Source organism: Algoriphagus aurantiacus (genome assembly GCF_035156405.1).
In the GTDB taxonomy this organism is placed as follows: Bacteria; Bacteroidota; Bacteroidia; order Cytophagales; family Cyclobacteriaceae; genus Algoriphagus; species Algoriphagus aurantiacus.
Window position 1 is genome coordinate 76,426 of record NZ_JAXRUT010000002.1, and the last position, 25,565, is coordinate 101,990.

The window sequence follows — 25,565 nt, forward strand, 5'->3', positions numbered from 1 at the left end:
CATTTAAGGCATCGAATATTTGTCTATAACTTATTGTAATACTTGATCAACTCATTGAGTTGTTTGTAGTCCAATTTTCCCTTGACGAGCTTGAGATGATGAATAACAGCCAGCGCTTTCTTCATTCTGCTTTCTGGATTTTTAACTTTGGTCACGGTATAAACCATCATACGCTGCTTGCCAGGAGTCAGCTTTTTAAAATAGTAAGCACCTTGCTCATCTTGATCCATCAATACTTGAAGTTCCTCAGGCATCTCATGACCATATTCGCTATGATCACGATCAATTTTTACTGGAAATGCACTTTTCTCGTCTAAATGAAAACGAGTTCGAAGTTCTTGATTGACAAGGATATACCAATATTCCTTGGATTTCATCAGCGCCATGTGAAATGGCCCTCCATCTTTTATCCAAACCAAAACCCTACGATGTTTATCATCCATCATCTGAGCTGAGATTTTGTCTGAAATTGGAATGTGATATTGCCAGTGATTAAACTCGAATGCAGCCAATTTTCCTTGAAACTCAATCATTTGATACAGATGCTGTGATGATTATGATATATTCTAGTAGTTGGTCTAAAGTAAAAAATCCCTTCAAATTTAGCATTTGAAGGGATCAGAAATTAGTCAAATAAGACTTTTAACTGGGAAGAGTGAAGGTGATTAAGAATGAGGTTCCTTTTCCTACTTCACTTTTTACCCGAATGGATCCCCCGTGACTTAAGATGATATTTTGCGTGTTGGTAAGGCCTAATCCGGAGCCTGTAGCTTTGCTGGTAAAGAAAGGTTCAAATAATCGCTCTACATTTTCTTTAGGAATTCCTTCTCCATTATCTCTAATTTCAATTCTACATTGGTTGTTTTTTATATTTGTTCTCAGAATTAGCTTTCCAGTCTTGTCGGTCATTGCTTCTATAGCGTTCACTATCAGATTGATCAAGGCAATTTTCACCTTTTCACCATCCACTTGAATATCACAAATATCAGCTTGGTAATTTTTTACAATACTAATACCTTTCAATTCAATTCTGTCTTGGACATGCTCCAAGGCATCATCCAGTAGCGTATTTATTGAGTGACTTTTAGCGTCCAATTCAGTGAATCTGGTACTGTCTAGCAGCTGGGTCACCAGATGGTTGATTCGGTCACAATTTCTGCGGATTACGTCTATCAAATCGCCACTTTCGACAAGTACTGACTCTGGGAGTTCCATGTGCAACTGATCAGCAGATAGCAGAATAGTGGTAAGAGGATTTTTGACTTCATGCGCCAAAAGTCTAGCGATTCTACCTGTAGAAGAGAATTTCTTTAGGTTCAGTTCTTCTTCTTCCTTGGCTTTGATCGCACTGAGATCTTTGATCAAAACCTGAAAAATGTTTACATCTTGCTTTACTATACTTATTAGACTGTTGATAGAGTGTCCTTGATCTATAGTCAAGAGAGCTTCCATATCATAGAGCTCTTGACTATTGAAAAATAAGTTTTGCAGTTCTTGGCGTGAGGACTCTTCAGGCAGTAACTCTTTGAAGTAAAAGCTTTCTTCTGAATTGGGATCGTAGGCTTTACTTCCAAATTTTTTGAGAAATGCCGGATTAGCTTCCATAATCTCACCTTCACCATTCATCAATAGGAATGGATCACTGGCAAGCTCAAAGATTGAACGGAACTTTCGCGCAGCGTCGGCCAACGATTCTATCAAGTGCGCATCACGAATAGCATACCTGAGGATTCTATCCAGAGTATTTGCATCAAATTCGCCTTTGACAAGGTAGTCAGAAGCTCCAAGTGAGAGTGCTTCTCTATCGATGTCTCCGGTACTCATACCTGTGAGCATGATCACAGGAGCATGTTTTCTACGGAATTTGATTTCCCGAATTAGCTCCAATCCAGTGTCTTTTCCCAGTCTGTAATCAACGAGGAAGACATCGAAGCCTTGATCCAGTTTAGAAATAGCCTCGTCTAGGCTAGTTGCACTTTCTAATTCATAGATAGTATCGGTGATTCTTTTTAGTAAAGTAGAAACCAGAAAGAAATCATCCGGATCATCATCTACATATAGTATTCTTATTTTCTCTGCTGTAATCATGCTTTGCTTTATGCCGGCAACTGAACTGTTTTCGACCAGTAATTTTCTATTTCTTCGGTGATTTTGACTAGTTCTTCAAAAGATCCTGGCTTGGTGATATAGCTACTCGATCCCATTTTATAGGTGATTTTAATATCATCTATACTTTTAGAAGTGGTAAAAATAATTACCGGAATGGATTTTAGATTATCGCAGCCTTTAATTTCAGCCAGTGCTGCTATTCCATCTTTGCGTGGCATATTAAGGTCCAATAAAATAATATCTGGCTTAGGATATTTTGCTACATCATCGTAAGGCGGAGCATGCCTCAAATATTTTAGAAGAGCCTCACCATCCTCTACGCAGGTGACTTTCTCCTTTGGTAAAGTCCTTTCAAAGGCTTTCAATATTAATAATTTATCGTCTTCATCGTCTTCTGCGACTAGAATATGTATAGGTTTCTCGAAGGACATGAGCATAGAATCTTTGACGAACAGGGGTTGAATTCGGATGAAAAGATAAGCACGATTTTGCGAATAAAATACTGCACTAACTATTTCAGATAAACAGCATTCATATCTTGGCTACTGGCAAGATAATATTAAATGTTGCTCCTTTTCCAGGGATACTTTCCGCAAATATGAACCCTCCGTTTTTCTCAATGATTTTACGGGTGATAGATAGTCCTATTCCCGTACCTTCATATTCTTTCTTTGCATGCAATCTCTGGAAAATCGAAAAAATCTTATCCGTATGTTCTTTTTCGAACCCTATTCCATTGTCGCTAACCTTGATCAAGTGGTAGTTTAAACTCTTATCTAAAGAAGGATAGTTACCAATGAGCTCTTGACTTGCCTCATCAGAAGTGATGGTGATTTCTGGATTTTCATTTGGTTTAGAGAATTTGAGTGAATTGGAAATTAGGTTTTGAAATACCTGTCGATATTCTGTATCGGAACCTTTAACCTTAGGTAATTTCCCCAGAGTTATTTTAGCGGATTTATCTTGGATTGCTACTTCGAAGTCTTCGAGTGTCTCAGAGATGACTTCGGAAAGTTTTATGGTTTTTATTTTTTCACTATCAATTTTACCAGCTCTGCTATATTCCAAGAGGTCAGTGATCAATCGTCTCATTCGTACCGCAGCAGCAGTAATTCTGCTAAGATATAGGTCACCGTCTCCTTCTAATTTGTCTGCATATTGCTCATTCAATAGGTCGGAAAATGCTGTGATTTTACGAAGCGGTTCCTGTAAATCATGAGAAGCTACATAAGCAAATTGCTCTAACTCTTTGTTTGAGTTATCAAGTAGTTTGATTTGGTCTTTGAGTTTTTGCTGGAAAAGCGCTTTCTCTGTATTTGCCGTGAGTTGGGATTTGTTGTATTGGTAGATAGAGAAAAAAGTCACCAAACCAATGGTGATGGAAAAGACAGAAATAAGCCCCACAATAAAAGGTAGGGCGTTGATATTATTAATCAAGCTTTGATTTTTTTCTCTAGAAAGAGTTTTTTCTACCTCCTTAATACGAAGTACTACATTTTTGATCATCTTGTAGCCAATCAGCGCATTATTAGCTTTCGTAGGGTCTAGGAAGCCGACTAAATCGCCATTCTCTTTCATATATTCAATAGTCTTTTCAAAAGTCCTTACCCTGGTGTTGATCAGACCTCTGAGTTCTTCTATATTATTCTGCTGTATTCCATTGTCCATGGTCAATCCCTGCAACTGCGCCAAAAGCAACTCAGCATTCACATTTGATTGCTGATAATGGGTTAGAAATTCTTCATTCCTGGTCAGAACATATCCTCGAATATTGGTCTCTCTTTCAAGAATGCTGGAGTATAATTCATCCGCCCGCAGTATTACCGATGAGGTGTGCATGACACCATTCGTGTAGTATTCTATTCTGCCGGCAGTCCAATAGGATATGGCACTTCCTACAATTATTAATATTAGAGTGACTATCGAATAGATTTTAACTTGGCGAATAGATGGGTTTTGTTCGTTTTTCATTTTTTATTTCCCCAAACAGGGCAATTTATTACTCAGTAAGCCTAAGGCTATATTTTTATGATTGTCCTGAAAATTCTATTTAATGAGCTATTTAGCGCTTTTGGCCTTGATTTCATGATTTTAATTTAATTGAGGCATGCCAGTTGAATCGACTGATATAAATAAATCTACCAATCTAAACATCAAAACTATGAGTTCTTTATTGTATTTCATCGCTGTAATTCTCCTGATCGGCTGGTTAGTCGGAGTATTTGCTTATAGTGCCACAGGATTGATCCACGTGCTTCTAGTATTAGCAATTGTTGCAGTACTATTTAGATTGATTTCTGGAAGATCCGTGTAGCGCTCAGAGCGGCCCACCTGCTGAATGTTTTGATCAAAATTTGAAACATGATACCAATGAAATCACAAATTTTGTAGAAATTAAAGGTATCACGAATGTTTTCAAAGGTATACTGAAACAGCAATAGGGTGATCTTACTGAGGGGGATTTAATATTTTCTGAAGGAAGAGTACTTTAGGGATCGATTGTTTAATACATCGGTGAGACCAAAGATAAAATTTTGGTCTAGATCAAAAATCTAAAAATCAACAACATTAACTAAAAACATTATGAACAAATCAACATTAAATAAAACACTTTGGTTTAGCGGACTTTTAACAGGCGCTTTTGTAGGAGCATATCTTTACAAAAACAAAGACGAATTTGGTCCTCAAAAAGAAAAATTAAATAGTCTCATTGGTGATTTTCAATCAATTCTCGGCGATTTGAAGTCAAAAATTTTGGAGGCAAAAACAGAAGGTCTCGAAGCAACTAAATCAGCTATCCAATCAGCAAAAGATAAAGTAGAAAAAGTGAAGTGAAATAGGTTTAGAATACGAAAAGGTGTGGCCAATAGCTGCACCTTTTCTCTAGCGTTTCCTTAATGGAGAGATACTGAAATGTAGAGATACTACCTAACTAACAAAATGAATGTACCCAAGGTTGAATAGCGTAGAAGATTATGTGATGAAGAATAAACTTATACTAGTAATAGATGATGAGCCGGAAATTAGATCGCTTTTATCAAGATTCTTGGCTAGGAAGGGGTTTTCTGTCATAGCTGCGGGTACACTTCTAGAAGGAAGAAAGTTGTTTATAAAATTAAAGCCTGAATTAGTTTTCTTGGACGTCAACCTTCCTGATGGAAATGGTTTAAACGAACTAAAGTACATCAATTCAGGTAAATTTCAGTCCAAAGTAATTATGATGAGCGCATTTGATCATAATGAAGTGAAAATGGAAGCAATTCACTATGGTGCCTTAGACTTCCTCAGTAAACCTTTCAACATTGCGCGATTGGACCAGGTAGTTCAGAGCCAGTTAAATTAACACATTCAACACCAAATAAATCATGGCTAAGATTCTCGTAATTGACGATAATATAGATATATGTCAGCTTTTGGAGCGATTTCTCACTAAAAAGGGCTACGAGGTTGAAACTACCATTTCGGGAAAAACTGGTCTGGATATGGTCAAAAAGACCTTTTACGATCTTATTTTCTGTGATTTCAAATTAAGAGACATGGAAGGAAGAGATGTTCTGTTGAAGGTTAGAGAAATTTCTCCAGGCACTCAAGTGGCGATTATCACAGGCTATGCCGATGTGAAAATTGCTGTAGAAGTGATCAAAAATGGAGCATTTGACTATGTGACCAAACCCTTGATCCCCGATGAAATTATTAATTTGATAGAGCGGGCACTAGCTGCATCCAAATCAAATAAATCAACTGTCCAAACCTTCTCAAAAGCCACTCAATTAAAAAAGGAATCTGAATCTAAAACTCAGAAATCTGACTCTAAATATTTAAGAGGAACTGGTGCAGAATCAAGGAAATTATACAAAGAAGTAGCATTGGTAGCCCCAACTAGTCTCAGTGTGGTTATCTATGGAGAAAGTGGAGCTGGTAAGGAAAATATTGCTCGTACTATTCACGATCAAAGTGAGCGCGCAGGGAAGCCTTTCATAGCTGTGGATTGTGGTGCACTTACCAAGGAACTCGCTGGTAGTGAGCTTTGGGGTCATGAGAAAGGATCTTTTACAGGAGCAGTTGGAGAGAAACCGGGACAGTTTGAATTAGCTGATGGCGGTACGATCTTTTTGGATGAGATTACCAATTTATCTTATGAAACTCAAGTTGGTCTTCTTAGATTGGTTCAGGAGAGAAAGCTCAGAAGAATAGGGGGGACCAAGGACAAATCCATCGATGTCCGGATTTTGGTCGCTTCCAATGAAGATCTTAGAAAGGCCGTTTCGGAAGGGAAATTCAGAGAGGATTTGTATTTTCGATTCAATGAATTCAGTATTACTGTACCACCTTTGCGACATAGAAAAGCAGATATAGAAGCATTTGCGTACCATTTCCTAGAGCTGTCAAATGCTGAACTCAACAAAAAAGTCTTTGGATTTGAAGAACAGGTTATGGACGTCTTTAAAGAGTATCTATGGCCAGGTAACCTTCGGGAAATGCTGAATGTGATCCGTCGGGCTACCCTACTTACAGACGGAGGTAAAATGTCTCTTGCAGCACTACCACCTGAGATCGTTTACTCTCAGAAATTCAACTTTACAGAATCGGATTCAAACAGGTCAGAAAATAGGGTACACAGAATGCCCTTAAATCTAAAGGATGCCGCAGCTGAAGCCGAAGCCGAAGTTTTGAAGAAAGTCCTTGAAGAGGTCAAGTACAATAGAACTCAAGCTGCTAAACAATTGGGAATAGATCGGAAAACACTATTTAACAAAATGAAGCAATACGATTTATAGGCAATACCTTTCCCGGACAAAGTTCCGGGTTTTTTTAGTCCCAATTTTTCAACGAATTGGGGATTTTTTTTCATGAATTTCTTAGGTCCAAAAGTCACTAAAATAAGCTTTCCAATTTTAATTCTCTTTTAATAGGCATATCCAAAATAGTATTGGTGTAAGATTTTGGTTACCAATAGTTGATTTTGAAACCAGTAGGATGGCATGCACCTTGGAGTTATAAGAGTATAATTTTAAATCTTAAAATAAATCTACATATGTCAACTACTAAAGCAACTATCGGAAATCATTTGAAATTGGACACAAAAGCCATGAAAAATGTATCGGATAAGCTCAATGACTTGCTTTCTGATTACCATATATTTTATCAAAATGTAAGAGGGTTTCACTGGAATGTAAAGGGAGAAAATTTCTTCGATCTTCATGTGAAATTCGAGGAGCTGTATACTCAGCTGTATGAAAATATAGACGAAATGGCTGAGAGAATTGTAACCATAGGTTTCAATCCTTTGCATGCGTATTCAGATTATTTAAAAAACACAATTCATAAGGAGATTACGGATGTGTCCGATGGCGATGAATGTGTAAAGCATGTGATTGATGGATTGGGAAGTTTGGCCCAGTCCCATAGAAAAGCAGCAAAGATTGCTGAAGAAGCTGATGATATTGCCACTGCAGATATGCTCACCAGATTTGTCGGAGATATAGAGAAGAGAATGTGGATGTTTACCATGTTTACTAAGTAATTTTGAAAAGAATTAAACTTAAAAAAACCGCAGTTAGAGCTGCGGTTTTTTTCGGTTTAGGTAAATGTTTATGTGGAAATGATTACTGTTCCTGAGTAAACAGACCGTCTAAAGTAACTGCCAAATAATAGAAGCCGCTTATTTCTGGACCTCCTATGTATTGAATGTAAGGCTTATTGAGGAGATTGGTTCCACCAAGTTTGAAAGTCGTTTTGACAGCGGGTACTTTATAGCTTAACTGCGCGTCAATAGTTTGGTAGGAAGGCACGATTCCGTTGGCAAGTGGTGCATTCCAGTCAAAACTACTTTCCCATCTGTAGGCTATGCTATATCCGAGGTTTTTCAATAATTCCCGATCAGTAAGATTTAGATTGAGGATATGCTTCGGAGTATTGAAGGGGGTTTCCAGCCCGCTGTCTCTACTGTCAATTTTGCTGAGCTGGGCATGGCTGTAGTTTCCTGAAAGAACCATTTTCTTAAAGAAATTATACGATAGCCCAAGTGAGAAGCCGAAGTTTTGATAGATACTTTTGGAATTGGTCCACATGCGATAGCGTGTGTGTAAAGAATTGTTTTCCATTTCAAACCAGGTGGGATCCACCTCTCCATCTACTATCCCTATTGTGCCAAAATTTGGTACTGCTATTTCTATCTGGTCAATAAAATTTTTGTATTGATTATAATAAAAGTCAGCATCAAGAAATAGCCTATTACCTAAAAGACTGGCCTTATAACCAAAATCTATTGCTTTGATTTCTTCAGGTACTAAATAGGTGTAATCATTTCTTACCAAGGTAGATGAATTTTCGATCAAAGCTTCTCTGGTTGTTTTGCCGTTGTTGATAGTAGTTGTATTAGCTTGCTGAAAAGCATCCACGGAAGTTCTAAGATAGGAGTTTTCAAAAAGCTGCTGATCCTTGGACATCAGCTCTAGACCACCATATCTGATCACGCCTCCATTATTTACAGTGCTGAATGCTTCGAAAAGAGTAGGGAATCTGAAACCATTCTGTATGGAAGCACGAATATGATGCTGTTCATTTGGTGAAAAAACGGCAGCCAGTCTTGGATTGAATTTGGCATCAAAATATTGGGTTTTATCCAATCTTCCGGAGGCTAGAATTTTTAGCTTTTCATCCCAAAATCGCTTGCTAAGTTGTACAAATCCACCAACTTTTTTGTAATGAAGTGTCGCAAAGGGATCTTCTCCAATAGGATTAGTGAAGCTATTTCCTTCAGGATGAATAGTGAAGTCTCTAAAATCTATACCTGCCAAAATATCCACTTTTTGTATTAGATTTTTAAAATCATATTGACCTTCGAAATGGTAAAAACTATGCTCCATGATCAGCTGGGCACCTATATCCCAATTATTGATATGCGCAAGGTCATTAAGTTTCTGATTAAATTCAGGAGTCCCGGGTTGGAATCTCCCCACATCCGCCTCATTCCTCGCTTGGGCATGTGCATTTGCTGGATTCTGTCCGTCGGCAAAAACTTGATTATAATCGGATGAATATTCTGCATACCAGACTTCATCTGATTTAAATGCCCTATCCATATTTTCTCCGATAGGACGGAGGTTGTAGGAATCCAGCGTGTGCTCTCGGGTAAGATACCCTTGAACAAAATAGCTATCTCCCTTAATTGCCAGTTTATGTTGCTGGATTTGATAGTTGTCTAGCCTGATCCGATTACCTCTTTGATAGATTGCATCAGTTGTTCCAATTCTGTATACGTAGGAGGCCTCTGTCTTTTCATTGGGTTTGAAATGAACTGCTGCATCAGCTTTCAGATTACTTACCTGATAATCATTATTGACAAGATCTTTTTCATAATATCCTGTTCTGCGTACCTCATAGCGCTTTCCATCTGCAAGTGTAAGATTTTTGCGGTTTTGATTTTCGTTTCCGTAGGAATTGAGCGGATTTGAACCTGGATTTTCTGCACCAAATAAACCTGTGGATTGATTTGAGTTTGGACTCAGCTCCTCAGAGCTATTTGCTACCCAGTCAGTTCCTTTCATCCAGCCCACATTCACTTTGAACGCCCATTTTTCATTGATTTTGTAGGCATAGCGTAGGGCAGACTGATTAAATATTTGTGGAGCAAATTGAGTACTGTTCACATGGTTCAGACCTAATTGCTGATAAAAACTGAAACCAGTATATAGAAATGGAGATTTGGTGATCATGTTCGATGTGCCATTTAGTGCATTCAGTCCATACAATGCGGAAGAAGCTCCTGGGATGATCTCTATACTTTCCACATCCAATTCTGTTGGCCCCACGGTATTTGCTATAGAAACCCCCAATCCAGGAGCTTGCGTGTCGGCACCATCTACCATCGAGAGAAACCGAGCGTTTGTAGTGTTAGCAAAACCGCGCGTATTTGGGACTTTGAAACCCATACTCAGAGTAGTCATCTGGACTCCTTTGACAGATTCCATTGCATCGAAAAGAGAAGGGGCAGGGGTCTCGCGCAAATCGCGAATAGTTAGCTTTTCTATAGCAACAGGTGATTGCATGACCGATTCTTCCACCCTAGAAGCTGTGATTACTACTTCATCGGTATTCAGCACAGATGGGCGCAACATAACTTGTATCTCTTTACTGATTTCTGTTATCGAAAATTCTTGACGAATATATCCTAAGCCTGAAATCACTAATGTAAAAGGGACCGATTGACTGGAGTTTAAAATGAAGTTTCCTTCCAAATCAGTTGCTATTCCCTGTTGTGTTCCTTTGATAAGAACTGCTATTCCGATAAGGGGTTCCTGGGTTTCTTTGTCTATGATTTTCCCCTTGATTTCAAGCTGTTGTGCAATCAGCTTATTTGAGATTAGTGCCAATAGGACTGTGGTGTAAAACAGATATTTCATTTTATATCATATTAAGTTGGTAGGAAAAGAATGATACAAATAAAAGTGGCAGATATGATAAAACCTACAAATCCTATAAAAATGGTAGGAAATAAAAATAGTATGAATTAATTTTGAAACTCATTCTTGAATTTTCATTACTTACTACGATGCAGCGAATTCTCCTAAGACTTAAGACCGAGCCTTTCTGGGCCATGTTTTTTGGTTTTGCTTTAATGATGTTTGGGCTGGTAGTCACACAGACATTTTCACAAGCTATTGATAGTTGGGAACTGGATGTGGAATCTTTTCTTTGGTTTTTGCTAGTTGGATTTGTAGCACAGAGTATCGATGGCGCATTAGGGATGGCTTATGGGGTCAGTTGCAATTCAATTTTGCTTGGTATTGGAATTCCTCCGGCTGCAGCTTCGGCCTGGGTTCATTTTGCGCAGGTTTTCACGAGTTTGGCCTCAGGGATTTCTCACTGGAAAATGGGGAACGTAGATTGGAAGCTGGCTAAGAAACTATTGATACCAGGAGTCTTAGGTTCCATAGCTGGTGCTTTTTTGCTTTCGAATATTGATGGAGATCTTGTGAAGCCAGTCATCGCGATTTACCTTTTTGTGATGGGCATTGTGATATTGAGCAAGGTGTTTAAGAAGAAAAAACAAAAGTTCGATCCTAACAGTAGAAGTTTACCTATTCTGGCAACCACCGGAGGTTTTGCTGATGCAGTAGGTGGGGGAGGATGGGGACCTATTGTAAATAGTTCGTTGCTCAGTAAAGGTAAAATCCCGAGATATGCCATTGGTACGGGTAATTTTGTAGAGTTTTTTGTGTCGCTAGCGAGTGCAAGTACATTCCTATATTTTGTTAAGGAATTGAGTTTGGCCCCAGTGCTGGGACTAATTGTAGGAGGCGTCGTAGCCGCTCCCTTTGCTGCCTATATTTGCAAATTGATCAAGCCTAAATATGTTATGATAATGGTGGGGCTTTTGATCATTTTCCTAAGTATTCGGACTATGTATATCACACTTGCTTAAAGAAACCTGAGCTTAAGAAGTATTTTTGTATGTTTAGGTAACAAAATCCCTCAAATGCTTTCTAAACGTGCCAAGTACGCAATCAAGACTATTCTTTATCTTCAAGATCACGTGGAAGACAAACCTCTTTCGGCTAAGTTGATCTCGGTCAATGAAAATATTCCGTATAAGTTTTTGGAGAATATCCTTCGCGATCTAAAAACCCATCAGCTGGTAAAAAGTGTGCGCGGAGCAGAGGGAGGTTATATTCTTGCAAAGGATCCCAGTGAAATTACTATTGCCCAGATTATGCGCGTGGTGGACGGGCCGATAGCTTTAATACCATGTGTTTCAGAGAGGTTTTATGAGTCTTGTGGCGAATGTACCGATGAAAAAACCTGTAGAATTCGAAAACTCTTTTCTGAACTTCGAAATGAAATGCTGCCAATTCTGGAGCGGCCCATCACTACACTCGCTAAGGATGGCAGTTTTTCCTAAATTATCTCAATCGGATTTTTATCAATTTTGTGAGCAGAGTTATTTTATTGTTGCTTAACCAAAGAGCAGCTAAATACAAAAAGCGACAGTGCTAACTGCCGCTTCGAAATAATTTGATAAGCTTTTATGGTAATCAGAATTGCAATATTAGGCTAAAGCTTTTTCGCAAAACTCAACACACTTCCGAACCTCTTTTACAGCATCCGATCCTTCTGGCACTTGATATTCTAACTCAATGGTGGCAGGGAACTTATATTTGTTTTTGGATATCAAATTCAGAAGTTCGGGGATAGGTGTATCTCCAGTTCCCCAAGGTAAATTACCTTTTCCATTGGCAGGGGTTTGGCGATCTTTGGTATGCATACTTAGGATTCTGCTGTGCTGTTTTTCTATCAATGGAATCAAATCAGTATTACCTGCAGCGATGTAATGACCAGCATCTAGGTTTAATGCATTTCTCTTACTTTGCTCCAGTGCAGTATCCCAAAAAGTAAAAGTCTCTTGTTCGTGGCCATGATAACCCACGTACATTTTATGCTTTTCACCCAACTTGCCTAATCTAAGCGTATGGGCATCATTTGATGGATGCTCTAGTGTGACATGAGTGGCGCCAAGTGCCTTTGCGGCATTCATTCCATAGGCGATTTCTTCATCTGTAGCATTCATTCCAAATGCGTTCGGCTTGAAAGCATAAATAGATACTCCTGCGTCGTTGTACATTTTGCGCATTTTCTCAAAAGGCGCAGTTCCTACTTTATTTCTCCATTCTGCGGCCACTTTAGCATAGGATTCAGCCTGAGCGCTCATATCAGCTAGTTTTGCTTTTTCATCCGAACTGAGTTCTTCACCTTTTCTTTGCTTTGAGAGGAGTGGGTACATTTCCCGCATATTGACAGGGTTTGCAGGTTTTCCAGCGAAAGACTCTGCCGGATCACCCATGAGTTCGATTGCCGAGAGACCTGAGTCGAGCACATATTGAAGTGTTGCTTCGGCGCTTTGATCAGGCATGGATCGGAATGAGTAGGTAATGCACCCAATTTGTACGCCATTGATCAGTGAGTTTGGTTTATTGAGAGACTTGATTATTGCCGGAGCACCTTGCAGCCAAGAAGGTGTCAAAGCAAGTCCGCCCACACCAAGGGCGGATTTTATGAGGAATTCTCTTCTATTTTGCATGTTCTTTTGGGTTTGAGTGTTGAGTTTGACATCAAATTAGTATTTACTTTCTCTTTTTTGCTGAAAAGTTTACTCATAATTTTATTTTAGGGCTGATTGGTTATATACTCGTTTGAAGTATTGCGATTAATTAAGATTACACAAAATGGAGAATACGGAGAAAAATATAGAAGTAAGGCTGAGGCGGGGAGACTTTCTCGGAGAGCTCCAGTTTATAACTTCTAGAAGTGGCGGGGCTGGCGGACAAAACGTTAATAAAGTGGAAACCAAGGTTCAGCTGAAGTTTGATATTCCAAATTCCCGTCAATTGAGTGAAGAGGAAAAGACTTTGTTACTGGATAAGCTGCAAACAAAAACCGATCAGGAAGGCGTATTGCAACTTCAGTCTCAGGAAAAGCGCTCACAGATTCAAAATAAAGAACTGGTTATTCGCAAGTTTGAGGATTTGATGCGGAAAGCTTTTCATAAAAAACGAATCCGAAAAGCTACTAAGCCAAAAAAAGGAGCAATTGAAAAGCGGCTCAAAGCAAAGAAGAATCAGGCTGAAAAGAAGGCGAACCGAAGCTGGAAGGAATAGCGTTTTAGAAAACAGTTTCAGTTTTCAGTCGCAGTAATCAGATTCTGTGTTCAGAAATTAAAAATCTTTTATAAGAAGGGTGTACTTTTTTGTAGAGTCAGGTTTATAAATCTGAATGGGATAATTGCTACTTGGCTTCATTATACGTAGGGAATAAACCGTTTCTGGATTTGGGATAAACTGAACATTATCCTGGTTTTGAAAAAGATTGGTTTCTCCCAAATTAAGATCTAGAAACTCATCAGGATTATCGAATTTTTTAAAGTAAATCGTGTCATTCTGAAGCCCTTTCATTGAGAAGCTGTCTTGAAACATATTAAGCTCTTGACTGCTGTCATAGGAGGGGAGACGCAAGTTAAAGTCATACTTTTTGGAACTTATATCCTGAGAAAATACAGATAAGCAAGTTGCAATATTGATTAGATAAAGGAAAAACAGAGCTTTCATATGATTATAATTTGTTTTTAAAAGGTCATCCCGATAGCTATCGGGAGGAATCTCGCACGCACTATAATCATCCCAGTGTGTGACTTTTGAGTCATGCTCGATTTCATCTCGAATGATTAGTGGTAAAAATTAATCTTATTATTTGATTTTAAGAGCTTTGTGATAGGTTACGGAAAACTTTATTACTAGGTTTTTATTATAGCTTACTTGAACTAATTGTACGCTCTGTTGCTCATCTTATGAGAAATATCTCTTAGTGCTTCGTCAAGTTCTTCTCCAGAGGTTTTAAGATGCGTGATCAATTCGACCTTTTCTGAAGATTCCAGATCTACACCTTGCATTAATTCAATGATCCCAAGAATCCTTGCTAATGGAGCTCTGACCAAGTGAGACTGGTCTGTTGCCAGTTCCCGAAGTTGCCTGTTTTTAGCTTCCAAAGAGTTTAAAAATGTTTCTTGATCTGTGATATTTTGAAACGCAGCTAAATAGCCAATCACTTCACCTTCTTTATTTTTAAGAGCGATTCCATACAACTTAACAATGATTGTATTTCCTTGTTTATCCTGTAGATATTTATTGAAGATGAATCCTTTTTTTGCACCGTTTTCTGATATTTTTTCAAATTTTTCTCGATCCTGAACTACAAATTCTTGAGGGGTGAGGTCGATGATTTTTTTACCTATAATCTCTTTATCAGTATAGCCTATAATCTCTAAAATATTCGGACTGGTATAAGTGAAATGACCATTTTTATCAATTTTAAGAATTCCCAAATTAGGATTCGTAAATAGCAGCTCCAGTTCTTGTTTTCCTCCGTTGACCTTGTCATATAGCCTCTTGATCAAAAAGTATAGCAACAAACCTGTGACTAACACATAGAGGCAGCCTTTGATCATCTGGAAACGGGACATCTCACTGATATCGTCACTGAAAATGCTCGAGAGTAGTATATCACTGAAAAATATCCAGTTGATCCCCACTATTAGGTATATGACTGTGATCGCCCATGGTCGATTAATGGAGAAGCTTTTGGGTTTGTTCATGCTATTTGCTTAAAGGCCATCCCTTTAAAAAAAAGATTGTCGCTTTTTTTTACTAAGATTTATTAAGTTAAAAATTAATCCCTGTTAGTCAGTGTTTTTACAGAAGTCAACTGACTTTTTCATCAAGAATAGTTTGCGTGGTGTCACCTTCTCCAACTATAATAACATCAGCTAAGCCTATGAATAAACCGTGACAAACAATTCCGACTAGTTCATTTAGAGATTTCGAGAGGGAGTGAGGATCTTGTATGTGACCAAAGTCTGCATCGAGAATCCAATTGCCCTGATCAGTTACAAAAGCTTTGCCTTCTTTCTTGCGAATACTGCAAATTCCTCCCAACTCCTTGATCTGATTGCTCACAGAATTAGATGCAAATGGGATTACTTCTATTGGTAATTTGAACGCTAATCCAAGCTGTGTCACCTGTTTGTCCGAATCAGCGATAATTATCAGCCTTCGGCTCATGGAAGCAACTATCTTTTCCCGAAGCAACGCACCTCCGCCACCTTTAATCAGCACCATATCTGAATTGAACTCATCCGCACCATCTATGGTGACGTCGATGTAATCAACGCTATTACTGTCAATAATTGGGATATTGAGTGACTCAGCGAGTAGTTGCGTTTTAGTGGATGTTGGGATTGCTTTTATCTGTAAACCACTCTGTACAAGCTTGCCGATTTCATGGATAGCATAGTTAGCCGTGGAGCCGGTACCAAGTCCAATCACTTGCTGATCTTGGATATAGGAAACTGCTGCTAATGCGGCCAGTTCCTTTTCTTTTTCTACTATCAATTCGACAGGCGACATAATGGGTTTAAGATAGTTGTTGGTTCGCAATTTTGATCTTTTAATATATTACTTCAAACTCTACAGTACCAACCTCACCAACTCATTTTTGTCTCCACCGGGAATCCATCGAGCGACGATTACCACCTCATTTTCCTGATCCACATAGATCATATTGGTGCCGGCCCCGATATGGGAGTAGGCTGTAATTGGTGCAGCAGGAATGTCCTTTTGATCACAGTTCAAGAAGTAATTCATAAAGCCATAACCTGGATTGGCAGAGGTTTTGGACTTTTCTATCCAGGAAGTAGGGATAAGTTGTTCGCCGTTCCACATGCCACTATTCATCGTCAGATAGCCAAATGTCGCCTGATCATAAGCAGATAGCATCATTCCTCCTCCCCAGTGTGAACTGCCGCTGACGGATAATGACCATCCCTTTGTGTGTCACCATTGACATGCTCGATTTCATAGTTTGATTTTAGTAAAAAAAATTGATTTAGTTGCCATGTATAAAATTGTCTAATAGAAGTCCGCTATATGTTGAAAATGGATTTTCTATTATTCTCACAAATTTTAATTCAATTTGACCCATTAGGTTTGTGGCAAAGTCCTGATACTGTGATAATGAAATATATCTCGCTAGTATTTGTCTTCATCAGTTTGCGAAAAATCCAAACAATGCATTCAAGAATGGGTTAGCTTTCTAAACGCCGTAAAAAGGCATTCTTTTAGGCTTTTTAATAATAGAATCTCTATGCATAAGATGAAAGAGCAAAATATATATATTATCGGTGCTGGTGTGGCGGGTTTAGTAGCAGCTTTGGAACTAGAAAAAGCTGGCTTTTCTCCGGTGATATTGGAATCTAGTGATGGGATTGGGGGCCGAATTAAAACCGATGAAGTGGAAGGCTTTTTAATGGACCATGGTTTTCAAGTGCTATTGACGGCTTATCCTGAAGTGAAAAAATACCTGGATTTGAGTGCATTGAATCTAAAATATTTCGAACCAGGAGCGGTAATATTTGGAGCAAAGGAGACTTTTATTATCTCTGATCCTCTTCGTAATCCACTCAAAGTAGTGAGTATGGCATTTTCCCATGTAGGGAGTTTTTTGGATAAGGTCAAAATGTTTAACCTTACTCAAATGCTAAGGAATAAGACGATAGATGACATCTTCAATGAGGCTTCCATTCCTACACATGCGTATTTGAATGAGTATGGATTTTCAGATCAGATTATCTCAAACTTTTTCAAACCGTTTTTCCGTGGAATATTTTTAGAAAAAGAGCTGAATACATCCTCCAGAATGTTTGAATTTGTGTTTAAAATGTTTTCACAAGGATTGGGAGCCATACCTGAGAAAGGAATGATCGAGGTTCCGAATATGCTCAGACGACAATTGAGTAAAACACAGTTTTTATTCAATACTAAGGTAGCTGAAGTACAGGGAAAGGAGATTGTTTTAAATAATGGGGAGACTTTACAAGCTGACCGTATCATTATAGCGACTCAGCCAGATAAGTTCATGAAGCAGTTACAGGGACAATTTGCGCCTTCCAGATCAGTGATTACCCTATATTTTTCCCTTCACAAATCATTTATGAGCAGGGCCATGCTGGGTTTGATTCCAGGAGAAAATCACCTGATAAACAACTTGGTCTTTATGACTGATGTGTCATCAGCCTATTCTAAAAATGGAAGGGCATTACTATGCGTTTCAATACTAGATACTGACCTAAAAGAGAAAGAGTTGATTAAAGCTGTACAAAGTGAATTGGAATCAATATCGCGTATCAATTCAGAGTATTTCAAGTTTGTGAAGTCCTATTATATTAACTATGCTATCCCTACTGTAGAAGATATGAAAGGGACCATTCCATTTACTGAGAGTAAGATTTATGATCATGTATTTCTGGCCGGAGATTACCTGTTAAATGGTTCTATCAATGCTGCCATGGCGTCAGGGCGAATAGCTGCCGAAGCAGTAGTCCATAGCTATATGCCTGTGCACTGAGAATTTTGAATAGCCAAGATGAAATTTGGGGTAAAATGCCTATAGTCATTTCTGAGGCTATTGAGATTTTCCATTAACTTCGCGACATGGAAAATATACCTCCTTGCCCTGCATGCAACTCGCCTTATGGCTACGAATTGGACGATAAATTAATCTGTCCTGAGTGTAGTTTTGAGTGGAAACTTAATGAAATTCAAGAGGAAATAGTCGAAGGATTGGTAGTCAAAGATGCTAACGGAACTGTGTTGGCTGATGGTGACGCTGTGACAATCATAAAGGATTTGCCAGTGAAAGGAGCACCTAAACCAATTAAGGCGGGGACTAAAGTAAAGAGTATTCGTCTGGTAGAAGGAGATCACAACATCGACTGTAAGATCGATGGCTTTGGATCAATGGCGCTGAAAAGTGAATTTGTGAAGAAAGCGTAGTGACTGCGGAGGTAATTGTGGTGGATTTCAAATAGATGAAATCAGTCAGCTTAAATTCAAGTCCATCAATATTTATGATACAACCCTGTTTTCAATGAAATCAGGGGAATTGAAGTTTGTTACCGGAAAGGAAAAGTCTGTAGGCCAGAAGGCAAGGCAGCTTGAAGCAATTAGTAAGCAAAATTGGATAGAAGCCCGCTTGTTTAGGACTTAAATCGGTATAGGTATGGCGCTTTATTCGCTGCACCTGTGAACTTCTTTTCCAATCGTTCCAAGACATTTAAGTCCAGCATTTTTTTCTGGAAATTATTGCTACGAAAGGGTTTATCATAGACTGTCTCGTAAAGTTGTTGCAATTCTTTCATGGTGAATTTTTCCGGTAATAGGTTGAAACCAATCAGCTTATTGTCAAAATTGATCCGTAAGGCTTCCAATGCTTTGGCGACTATATCATTATGGTCCAAAACCATAGTTGGTAAACTATCGACATCATACCAATCTGCCGATTCATCGAAAAAAGTCGTGTGTGGAATCACCTCATCTGCATTCACCAACGCGTAATACCCGATAGAAATGAATCGTTGCTTGAGCCAGTCAAAAAAAGGCTCACCTATTTCCTGGAAATCAGTCCTACCTTGATTCAGCTCAAAAATCCGATCGATCACATCCTTATTGGTGCGGGGAACTTCTCCAAAAACCCGAAACTGATCCAAGTACACATTTCTGATTCCAGTTCTTTCCTCAAGAACTCTGAGTGCTGCCTGATCAATGCTTTCTTCCTGTTTGATAAATCCGCTTGGTAAGGTCCAGAGATCACCTTTAAGAACGAGTTTGGGAATCAAAACCTTGAGATTATTCTCCTGATACCCAAATATGACACAGTCAATCGATACTTGATTGATGAAATTAAGAAAGTCATTCACTTGCATGGCTTTTGGCGATTGTAGCAATAAAAGAACATATTCTTCTACTGAAATGCCATAAAGTTAGGGATAAAACTTTTATTGTCTTTAAAAAAGAAAATAATCAAAAAATTTTAATATCTATTTTTTAGATAATAAAAAAATAGTATACATTTGGCTGATTAACAAAAAATTAGCAATGAATTCAAGAACCCTAATCTTCATCTTTTTGGTTGCTTTATGTGCCTTTACAGCCTGTTCTGAGCCGCCAAAGAATAATTTATTGGTCTTCAGTAAGACTGCTGCCTTCCGACATGCATCTATAAGTGCTGGTATAAATGCATTGGAGAAGATGTCCAAAGAGAAAGGCTTTGATGTGACTTTTACAGAAGACGCGGATATGTTCAACGAAAAAGAGTTGAGGGAATATTCCGCTGTATTATTTCTCAATACTACTGGAGATGTCCTGGATCAGGGGCAGCAAGATGCCTTTGAGCGATACATTCAGGCGGGCGGAGGATATGTAGGTGTGCATGCAGCTACTGATACAGAGTATGACTGGACATGGTATGGAGGCTTGGCTGGAGCCTATTTTTTGCTTCATCCTTCAGAACCCAGCAATGTGCAAAATGGGAAATTTACAGTGACACAAAGACCATTGGGCTACTCAGGGCATGCCGGAAGAGTTTGAGCGTGAGGATGAGTTTTATAGTTTTAAGAATATTTCTCCTAACATCAACGTCGTTTTGACCTTGGATGATAATTCGTATCAAGGAGGAGCAAATCCAGATTACCACCCAATGAGTTGGTATCAGGAATACGATGGAGGTAGAGCTTTTTATACCGCCATGGGTCATACAGATGAGACCTATTTGGAGCCACTTTTTTTGAATCACCTATGGGCTGGTATCCATTACGCCATGGGAGGAGATTCTCCGAAACCATTGGATTATACCAAAGCCAAACCTGAGGAAAACAGGTTTACCAAAGTGGTTTTAGCTGAGAAGCTAGATGAACCGATGGAACTAGCAATTTTAGACGAAAACAGGGTTTTGTTTATCCAGCGTAAAGGTGAAGTGAGAATATATGATCTCAATACCAAGGAGTTAAAAACCATTGCCAAACTTCCTGTCAGTCTTAAATATGTCAATAAAGATGGTCAGGAATCAATGGCTGAAGATGGATTGTTGGGGCTGAATATTGATCCGAATTTCAAAGAAAACAATTGGATTTACCTGTATTATTCAGCACTGGGAGATGCCAGAAATGTGCTCTCCAGATTTGAATTGATCGGTGATGAACTGAAGATGGATTCTGAGAAGATACTGTTGGAGATCCCTACCCAAAGACAGGAATGCTGCCATACAGGAGGTTCCATTGCATGGGATAAAGACGGTAATCTCTACTTGTCCACGGGTGATAATACCAATCCTCATGCATCTGATGGCTACAGTCCATCAGATGAGCGTGCAGGAAGAAGTCCTTGGGATGCGCAGAAATCCTCTGCCAATACAAATGATCTTCGCGGTAAAATCATACGCATCAAGCCTGAGGCAGATGGCACGTATACGATTCCCGAAGGAAACTTATTTCCTCCAGGAAATTCAAAAGCAAGGCCTGAAATCTATACCATGGGACATAGAAATCCATTCCGGATTGCTGTTGACCAGCATACTGGCTATCTCTATTGGGGAGAAGTTGGGCCGGATGCATCAAATCCAGACTCTCTCCGTGGACCTGCAGGTCAGGATGAAATAGGACAGGCTCGTCAGGCTGGTAATTTTGGATGGCCTCACTTTATAGGAGATAACAAGCCATATTTCAAGTATGATTTTCAAAACAATAAATCACTAAAAAAGTGGGATCCAGAAACTCCGGTGAACACTTCGCCAAACAATACGGGCCTTGAGAAATTGCCTCCTGCACAAGATGCATTTGTCTGGTATGCCTATACAGAGTCAGAGGAATTTCCGAAGGTAGGGGCAGGAGGAAGAAGCGCAATGGCCGGACCGGTATACTATTCCGAGGATTTCAAAAATGCAGAAAGACCTTTTCCTGATTACTATAACGGCAAATTTTTCGCCTACGAATGGATGCGTGGATGGATTATGGCTATTACCATGGACGAAGAAGGAAATTACCTGTCTATGGATCGTTTTATGCCCAACTATCGATTCAGTAATCCCATGGATATGGAATTCGCTGCCAACGGGGACTTGTATATCCTTGAGTATGGTTCCGGCTGGTTTACTGCCAATGACGATGCGAGATTGGTGAGAATAGAGTACAACAGTGGAAACCGAAAGCCAAAGCTTCAAATGTCCGCAGCAAAGATGGGTGGAGCAGTTCCATTTAAGTTGGAACTTTCAGCTGACGGAACTACTGATGCTGATTATGACGACCTGACCTATACATGGGAGATCAATTCTGCGGCAGGTTTTAAGGAAAAGCTGAACAACAAAGAAGCAAATATCACGCTTGAGGAAGCTGGTGTTTATACTGTAATGCTTACCGTCGATGATGGTCAGGGAGGGGAAATCTCCCAAAGTATGGAAGTCACTGCCGGCAACGAACCACCCGTGCTAAGTCTGGAACTGCCCGGAAGCAACAAGACATTCTATGTGCCAAATACTGCCATAGACTATGAGATAAAAGTTAGTGACAAAGAAGATGGTAGTTTGGATAATGGGATAGATCCAAATGAAGTAGCTGTGAGTATCGACTATTTGCAGGAGGGTTTTGACCAGATTCAGATTGCGCAGGGCCACCGTGCTGCCGATGCCGATGCTTTGAGTTCTTCAGGTAAAAGACTCATCGATGGAAGTGATTGTATGGCTTGCCATAAAATGACTGAAAAGTCCATTGGGCCATCCTATCAAGAAGTGGCTCAGAAATACAAGGGCGATGACTCCGCACTGGAAATGTTAGCCAAGAAAGTGATTTCTGGAGGAAGTGGGGTATGGGGTGAGACGGCCATGGCTGGTCATCCACAGCTATCTGCAGACGAAGCCGCAGAGATGGTGAAGTATATCCTCAGCACTACTAATGAAAAAGCGAAAGAGAAAACTTTGCCTACAAAGGGATCTTTTGTAGCAAGTGTACCTGCGGGAGATGCAGGAAAAGGGGTCTACATACTTCGCGCAGCCTATCAGGACAAAGGTGCCGCTAACCTGCCGTCTTTATTTGCCGAGCAAACGTTTGTATTGAGATCAGCCAAGGTAGATGTGCATGGTTTCGATGAATTTGCGGATGTGAATAAAATGGCCTTTGGTGGAAGTAATTTAATTATTCCTGCTCTATCAGGAGCCTATATCTCTCTTAAGCAAATTGATGTCACCGGGCTGGCAGCATTGGAATTGGGAGCCTCAGCACCAAAAACTCAACTAAATGCTGTGGGTGGATTTGTTGAACTTCATATTGGAAGCCCAACAGGGCCATTACTGGGCAAATCTAAGTTTTTGGAAGCCAGTGACGAAGCAGGATTTGCTCCCGGTCAGCTCCATATTCCGATTACTCTTCCTTCAGGTTTCGACGGCAAAAAGCAGGATTTATATATCGTTTTTAAAAATGAAGATATTCCTCAGGGAGCAATGATGGTGGTAATGTCTGCAGAGTTTAAGATGATCAACGAAAGGCCGATAGTTGAAGCCAGCAATTCTTCTGCGACCGTCTCTGGAGAAAATTATTATGTGGGAAAATGGAATTTAACCGTGAAAGGCACTCCTAACGGTGATACCAAGTTGATTATGGATTTGGAGCGCGAAGGAGGGAAGTTGGTGGGAAATCTAACTGATCCTACTGGAGCTAATCCAGCTATTCCAATTTCAAACATCGAGGAATCTGTAGGCTAGATCACTGTCTTATTTAGTACGCAAGGGTTTGATGTCAACCTTGAGCTAAGTAAAGCGGATCAAAGTACCATGAATGGCAAGATGATGGGAATGTTTGATGCTAGTGCTGTGAGGCAATAACTAGATAGTATTGTAAGGGTTAACTATTAAGTAAGATAAATATGTCTAAGTTGTTCAATTTCACTGCTAGAATTCTATTTCTAGGTTCAGTTTTGACTTTCGGTCATGCAGCAGCTAGTAGTCTTGAAAGACGTAGTACTATTGAGGATGCATCTATTGAAGTTATTCAGGATTCTTTATTCAATAAACCTTATGTGGATATCGAAGAATGGAGAGAGGAGCCTATCAGACATTTATACATACATGGAGGATTTGAAGGAAGTGACACTAGATTTTCCCTTTATTTCCCAGAAAAAGCAGCCTACACCGGAAGATTTTTTCAATACATCACTCCTGTTCCTGACAATGAATTTCTTTCGCAGAACAACGATGGAGGAGAATCGGACAAAATAAGTTTTGCGGTTTCTCATGGCGGCTATTTCATAGAATCCAACGGGGGAGGAACTGATGCTGGTGTAATGGCACCTGATCCAACCATAGGAGCGTACAGGGCAAATGCGGCAGTAGCTCAATTTTCTAAGCAAAAAGCAACCGAAATCTATGGTGAGCATAGAACCTATGGATATGCATTTGGGGGAAGTGGGGGAGCATATCGGACCATTGGTGGTGCAGAAAATACGAGTGGAGTTTGGGATGGAACAGTTCCTTTTGTAGCTGGTTCACCTATGGCAATTCCTAATGTCTTTACCGTTCGTATGCATGCGATGCGAGTCTTACAACATAAGTTGCCTCAAATAGCAGATGCACTGGAGCCTGGCGGTAGCGGAGATATGTATGCGGGGTTAAATGAGAGAGAAAGTTCTGCCTTGAAAGAGGCAACAGAAATGGGCTTTCCTGTGCAAGCCTGGTTCAATTACGAGCATCTTGGGATTCATGCTTTTCCAGCTATTTATGGTGGTATGCGAATGGCTGATGCGACCTATTTTAATGATTTCTGGACTAAGTCTGGTTACTTAGGGGCTGATTTTCCTGAATCCCTGGTGAAAGATCGCCTACAAGAGAAGTCAACTATTAAGAAGATAATTTCCAAAAAGGCAGCCTACGAAATGGGAATTGAGACTGGAAATGGTCCGGGGACAGCTAGGGGCAGTGCAGACCTTGCCTGGCAAAATTTGGATACAAAAGCTGACACTATTCCTGTAGCTTTCCAATTAACGTCATTGCTCCCAGAGGTTCAGTTCCTTGGAGGCGAATTGAATATACTGTCGGGAACTCAGCAGGGCAAAGAACTGGCTATAAAATCAATTTATGAGGATATTGTTGTTTTAGGACAGGTTGACCCAAGTGTATCCAGTCAACTCAAAACTGGGGATGAAATTCAGATTGACAATTCTAATTACCTGGCAGCACAAACCTATCACCGTCACCAAGTTCCAGGTGATCAATACACCACTTGGGATCAATTTAAGGATAGTGATGGCAAACCGTTGTATCCCCAGCGACCCATGCTTATCGGTCCGCTTTTCACCAGGTCAACAGTTGGATCAATACCCAATGGTAAATTCAATGGAAAAATGATCCTGTTAGGCTCACTGTGGGATACTGAAGCCTATCCTTGGCAATCTGATTGGTATGGCGCAAGGGTGAAGGAGCAGCTTGGAGATCAATTGGATGAGAATTTTAGGTTGTATTTTACAGACCATGCCAATCACGCAGATTCAAAGAACCCAGGTGATCCAACTCATCTGGTAAGTTATCTTGGTGTTATACAGCAGGCCTTATTGGATTTAAGTGATTGGGTGGAGAAAGGCATTTCACCTCCCCAAGGTACAGTCTATGAAGTGGTGGATGGACAAGTGCAGGTTCCAAGTTTAGCTTCTGAGCGGAAGGGACTACAGCCTACAATAGTATTGAAGGCAAATGGAGGTGAAAAAGCCGTTATTCAGGTGGGTCAAGAAGTTAAATTCGGCGCTTTCATTGAAATCCCGGTAGGAACAGGATCACTGGTATCAGCGGAATGGGACTTTGAAGGAGAGGGAAGTTTTGACGAGAAGTTGTCACTTAATGAAGGAAAAGGGACCACTCAATTGAATACTACCCATACCTATACCAAGCAGGGAACTTATTTTGTTACCCTCAGAATAGCTTCTCAACGGAATGGAGATTCAATAACTCCATACACATTGATTCGAAATTTAGAAAGAGTACGGGTGGTTGTTGAATGAATTGAAAATCTTACCGTCATACCATTTAAGCACTTG

The 25,565-nt window shown here is 39.7% G+C and carries 23 protein-coding genes and 1 pseudogene; 13 read left to right on the forward strand and 11 right to left on the reverse strand.

The genetic code is table 11. The annotated features are described in order from the left end of the window. Positions 1-23 precede the first annotated feature (23 nt). The 4 genes from SYJ56_RS02275 to SYJ56_RS02290 form a co-directional block, all read right to left on the reverse strand. Positions 24-533, reverse strand: coding sequence for a YdeI/OmpD-associated family protein (locus SYJ56_RS02275; protein WP_323831986.1), 510 nt, complete (start codon positions 531-533; stop codon positions 24-26). Between the two features lie 109 nt (positions 534-642). After that, positions 643-2,088 carry a hybrid sensor histidine kinase/response regulator gene (locus tag SYJ56_RS02280; protein ID WP_323831988.1) on the reverse strand — a complete coding sequence of 482 codons (1,446 nt, stop codon included), beginning with the start codon at positions 2,086-2,088 and terminating at the stop codon, positions 643-645. 8 nt (positions 2,089-2,096) lie between these two features. After that, on the reverse strand, positions 2,097-2,540 hold the full coding sequence (locus SYJ56_RS02285) for a response regulator (protein WP_323831990.1): 444 nt from the start codon (positions 2,538-2,540) through the stop codon (positions 2,097-2,099). A gap of 100 nt (positions 2,541-2,640) precedes the next feature. Continuing rightward, positions 2,641-4,080 (reverse strand): sensor histidine kinase, encoded by a 1,440-nt coding sequence (locus tag SYJ56_RS02290; protein ID WP_323831992.1) that lies wholly within the window; start codon positions 4,078-4,080, stop codon positions 2,641-2,643. A 190-nt stretch (positions 4,081-4,270) separates the two neighbouring features. Between SYJ56_RS02290 and SYJ56_RS02295 the strand changes: the two genes are divergently transcribed. From SYJ56_RS02295 to SYJ56_RS02315, 5 genes are all read left to right on the forward strand, one after another. Further along, positions 4,271-4,423, forward strand: a complete 153-nt coding sequence (locus tag SYJ56_RS02295; RefSeq protein ID WP_323831993.1) for a lmo0937 family membrane protein — start codon at positions 4,271-4,273, stop codon at positions 4,421-4,423. 269 nt (positions 4,424-4,692) lie between these two features. Then, complete coding sequence (locus tag SYJ56_RS02300; RefSeq protein WP_323831995.1) at positions 4,693-4,944, forward strand: hypothetical protein; 252 nt, start codon at positions 4,693-4,695, stop codon at positions 4,942-4,944. 109 nt (positions 4,945-5,053) lie between these two features. Next, entirely contained in the window at positions 5,054-5,452 is a 399-nt protein-coding gene (locus tag SYJ56_RS02305; RefSeq protein ID WP_323831998.1) for a response regulator, read from the forward strand. Between the two features lie 22 nt (positions 5,453-5,474). Then, entirely contained in the window at positions 5,475-6,887 is a 1,413-nt protein-coding gene (locus tag SYJ56_RS02310) for a sigma-54-dependent transcriptional regulator (protein WP_323832000.1), read from the forward strand. A 257-nt stretch (positions 6,888-7,144) separates the two neighbouring features. Continuing rightward, on the forward strand, positions 7,145-7,633 hold the full coding sequence (locus SYJ56_RS02315) for a Dps family protein (RefSeq protein ID WP_323832002.1): 489 nt from the start codon (positions 7,145-7,147) through the stop codon (positions 7,631-7,633). An 82-nt stretch (positions 7,634-7,715) separates the two neighbouring features. Here SYJ56_RS02315 and SYJ56_RS02320 read toward each other — a convergent pair whose 3' ends face one another. After that, positions 7,716-10,514 (reverse strand): TonB-dependent receptor, encoded by a 2,799-nt coding sequence (locus tag SYJ56_RS02320; protein ID WP_323832004.1) that lies wholly within the window; start codon positions 10,512-10,514, stop codon positions 7,716-7,718. 113 nt (positions 10,515-10,627) lie between these two features. On the opposite strand from SYJ56_RS02320, the gene SYJ56_RS02325 reads away from it, so the two are divergent. Beyond that, the gene (locus SYJ56_RS02325) at positions 10,628-11,536 is read left to right on the forward strand and encodes a sulfite exporter TauE/SafE family protein (RefSeq protein ID WP_323832006.1); all 909 of its coding nucleotides are present in this window, start codon (positions 10,628-10,630) and stop codon (positions 11,534-11,536) included. Positions 11,537-11,590: 54 nt separating this feature from the next. After that, positions 11,591-12,013, forward strand: a complete 423-nt coding sequence (locus tag SYJ56_RS02330) for an RrF2 family transcriptional regulator (RefSeq protein ID WP_323832008.1) — start codon at positions 11,591-11,593, stop codon at positions 12,011-12,013. 147 nt (positions 12,014-12,160) lie between these two features. Here SYJ56_RS02330 and SYJ56_RS02335 read toward each other — a convergent pair whose 3' ends face one another. Then, positions 12,161-13,189 (reverse strand): sugar phosphate isomerase/epimerase family protein, encoded by a 1,029-nt coding sequence (locus tag SYJ56_RS02335; protein ID WP_323832010.1) that lies wholly within the window; start codon positions 13,187-13,189, stop codon positions 12,161-12,163. A gap of 145 nt (positions 13,190-13,334) precedes the next feature. On the opposite strand from SYJ56_RS02335, the gene arfB reads away from it, so the two are divergent. Further along, positions 13,335-13,766 (forward strand): alternative ribosome rescue aminoacyl-tRNA hydrolase ArfB, encoded by a 432-nt coding sequence (gene arfB / locus SYJ56_RS02340; protein WP_323832011.1) that lies wholly within the window; start codon positions 13,335-13,337, stop codon positions 13,764-13,766. 57 nt (positions 13,767-13,823) lie between these two features. Here arfB and SYJ56_RS02345 read toward each other — a convergent pair whose 3' ends face one another. The 4 genes from SYJ56_RS02345 to SYJ56_RS02360 all read right to left on the reverse strand — a co-directional run bounded on the left by SYJ56_RS02345 (position 13,824) and on the right by SYJ56_RS02360 (position 16,439). Further along, positions 13,824-14,213 (reverse strand): hypothetical protein, encoded by a 390-nt coding sequence (locus tag SYJ56_RS02345; RefSeq protein WP_323832013.1) that lies wholly within the window; start codon positions 14,211-14,213, stop codon positions 13,824-13,826. A gap of 212 nt (positions 14,214-14,425) precedes the next feature. Next, a complete protein-coding gene (locus tag SYJ56_RS02350; protein WP_323832014.1) occupies positions 14,426-15,256 on the reverse strand; it encodes a PAS domain S-box protein in 831 nt (276 codons plus the stop codon). 106 nt (positions 15,257-15,362) lie between these two features. Further along, positions 15,363-16,067 carry a ribose-5-phosphate isomerase RpiA gene (gene rpiA, locus SYJ56_RS02355; protein WP_323832016.1) on the reverse strand — a complete coding sequence of 235 codons (705 nt, stop codon included), beginning with the start codon at positions 16,065-16,067 and terminating at the stop codon, positions 15,363-15,365. Positions 16,068-16,127: 60 nt separating this feature from the next. Continuing rightward, positions 16,128-16,439 (reverse strand): hypothetical protein, encoded by a 312-nt coding sequence (locus tag SYJ56_RS02360; RefSeq protein ID WP_323832018.1) that lies wholly within the window; start codon positions 16,437-16,439, stop codon positions 16,128-16,130. A gap of 364 nt (positions 16,440-16,803) precedes the next feature. Between SYJ56_RS02360 and SYJ56_RS02365 the strand changes: the two genes are divergently transcribed. Both SYJ56_RS02365 and SYJ56_RS02370 read left to right on the forward strand, forming a co-directional pair. Beyond that, positions 16,804-18,063, forward strand: a complete 1,260-nt coding sequence (locus SYJ56_RS02365) for a protoporphyrinogen/coproporphyrinogen oxidase (protein WP_323832020.1) — start codon at positions 16,804-16,806, stop codon at positions 18,061-18,063. A gap of 86 nt (positions 18,064-18,149) precedes the next feature. Further along, a complete protein-coding gene (locus SYJ56_RS02370) occupies positions 18,150-18,491 on the forward strand; it encodes a zinc ribbon domain-containing protein YjdM (protein WP_323832022.1) in 342 nt (113 codons plus the stop codon). A gap of 203 nt (positions 18,492-18,694) precedes the next feature. Here the strand turns inward: SYJ56_RS02370 and SYJ56_RS02375 are convergent, their stop codons facing one another. Beyond that, the gene (locus SYJ56_RS02375) at positions 18,695-19,420 is read right to left on the reverse strand and encodes an NUDIX hydrolase (RefSeq protein ID WP_323832024.1); all 726 of its coding nucleotides are present in this window, start codon (positions 19,418-19,420) and stop codon (positions 18,695-18,697) included. 172 nt (positions 19,421-19,592) lie between these two features. Between SYJ56_RS02375 and SYJ56_RS02380 the strand changes: the two are divergent. The 3 genes and pseudogenes from SYJ56_RS02380 to SYJ56_RS02390 form a co-directional block, all read left to right on the forward strand. Then, positions 19,593-21,135: pseudogene (locus tag SYJ56_RS02380) on the forward strand (ThuA domain-containing protein); the annotation flags it as partial. Between the two features lie 1,104 nt (positions 21,136-22,239). Continuing rightward, entirely contained in the window at positions 22,240-23,244 is a 1,005-nt protein-coding gene (locus SYJ56_RS02385; RefSeq protein WP_323832276.1) for a hypothetical protein, read from the forward strand. A gap of 161 nt (positions 23,245-23,405) precedes the next feature. Then, the gene (locus SYJ56_RS02390; protein ID WP_323832025.1) at positions 23,406-25,529 is read left to right on the forward strand and encodes a PKD domain-containing protein; all 2,124 of its coding nucleotides are present in this window, start codon (positions 23,406-23,408) and stop codon (positions 25,527-25,529) included. The last annotated feature ends 36 nt before the right edge of the window (positions 25,530-25,565 follow it).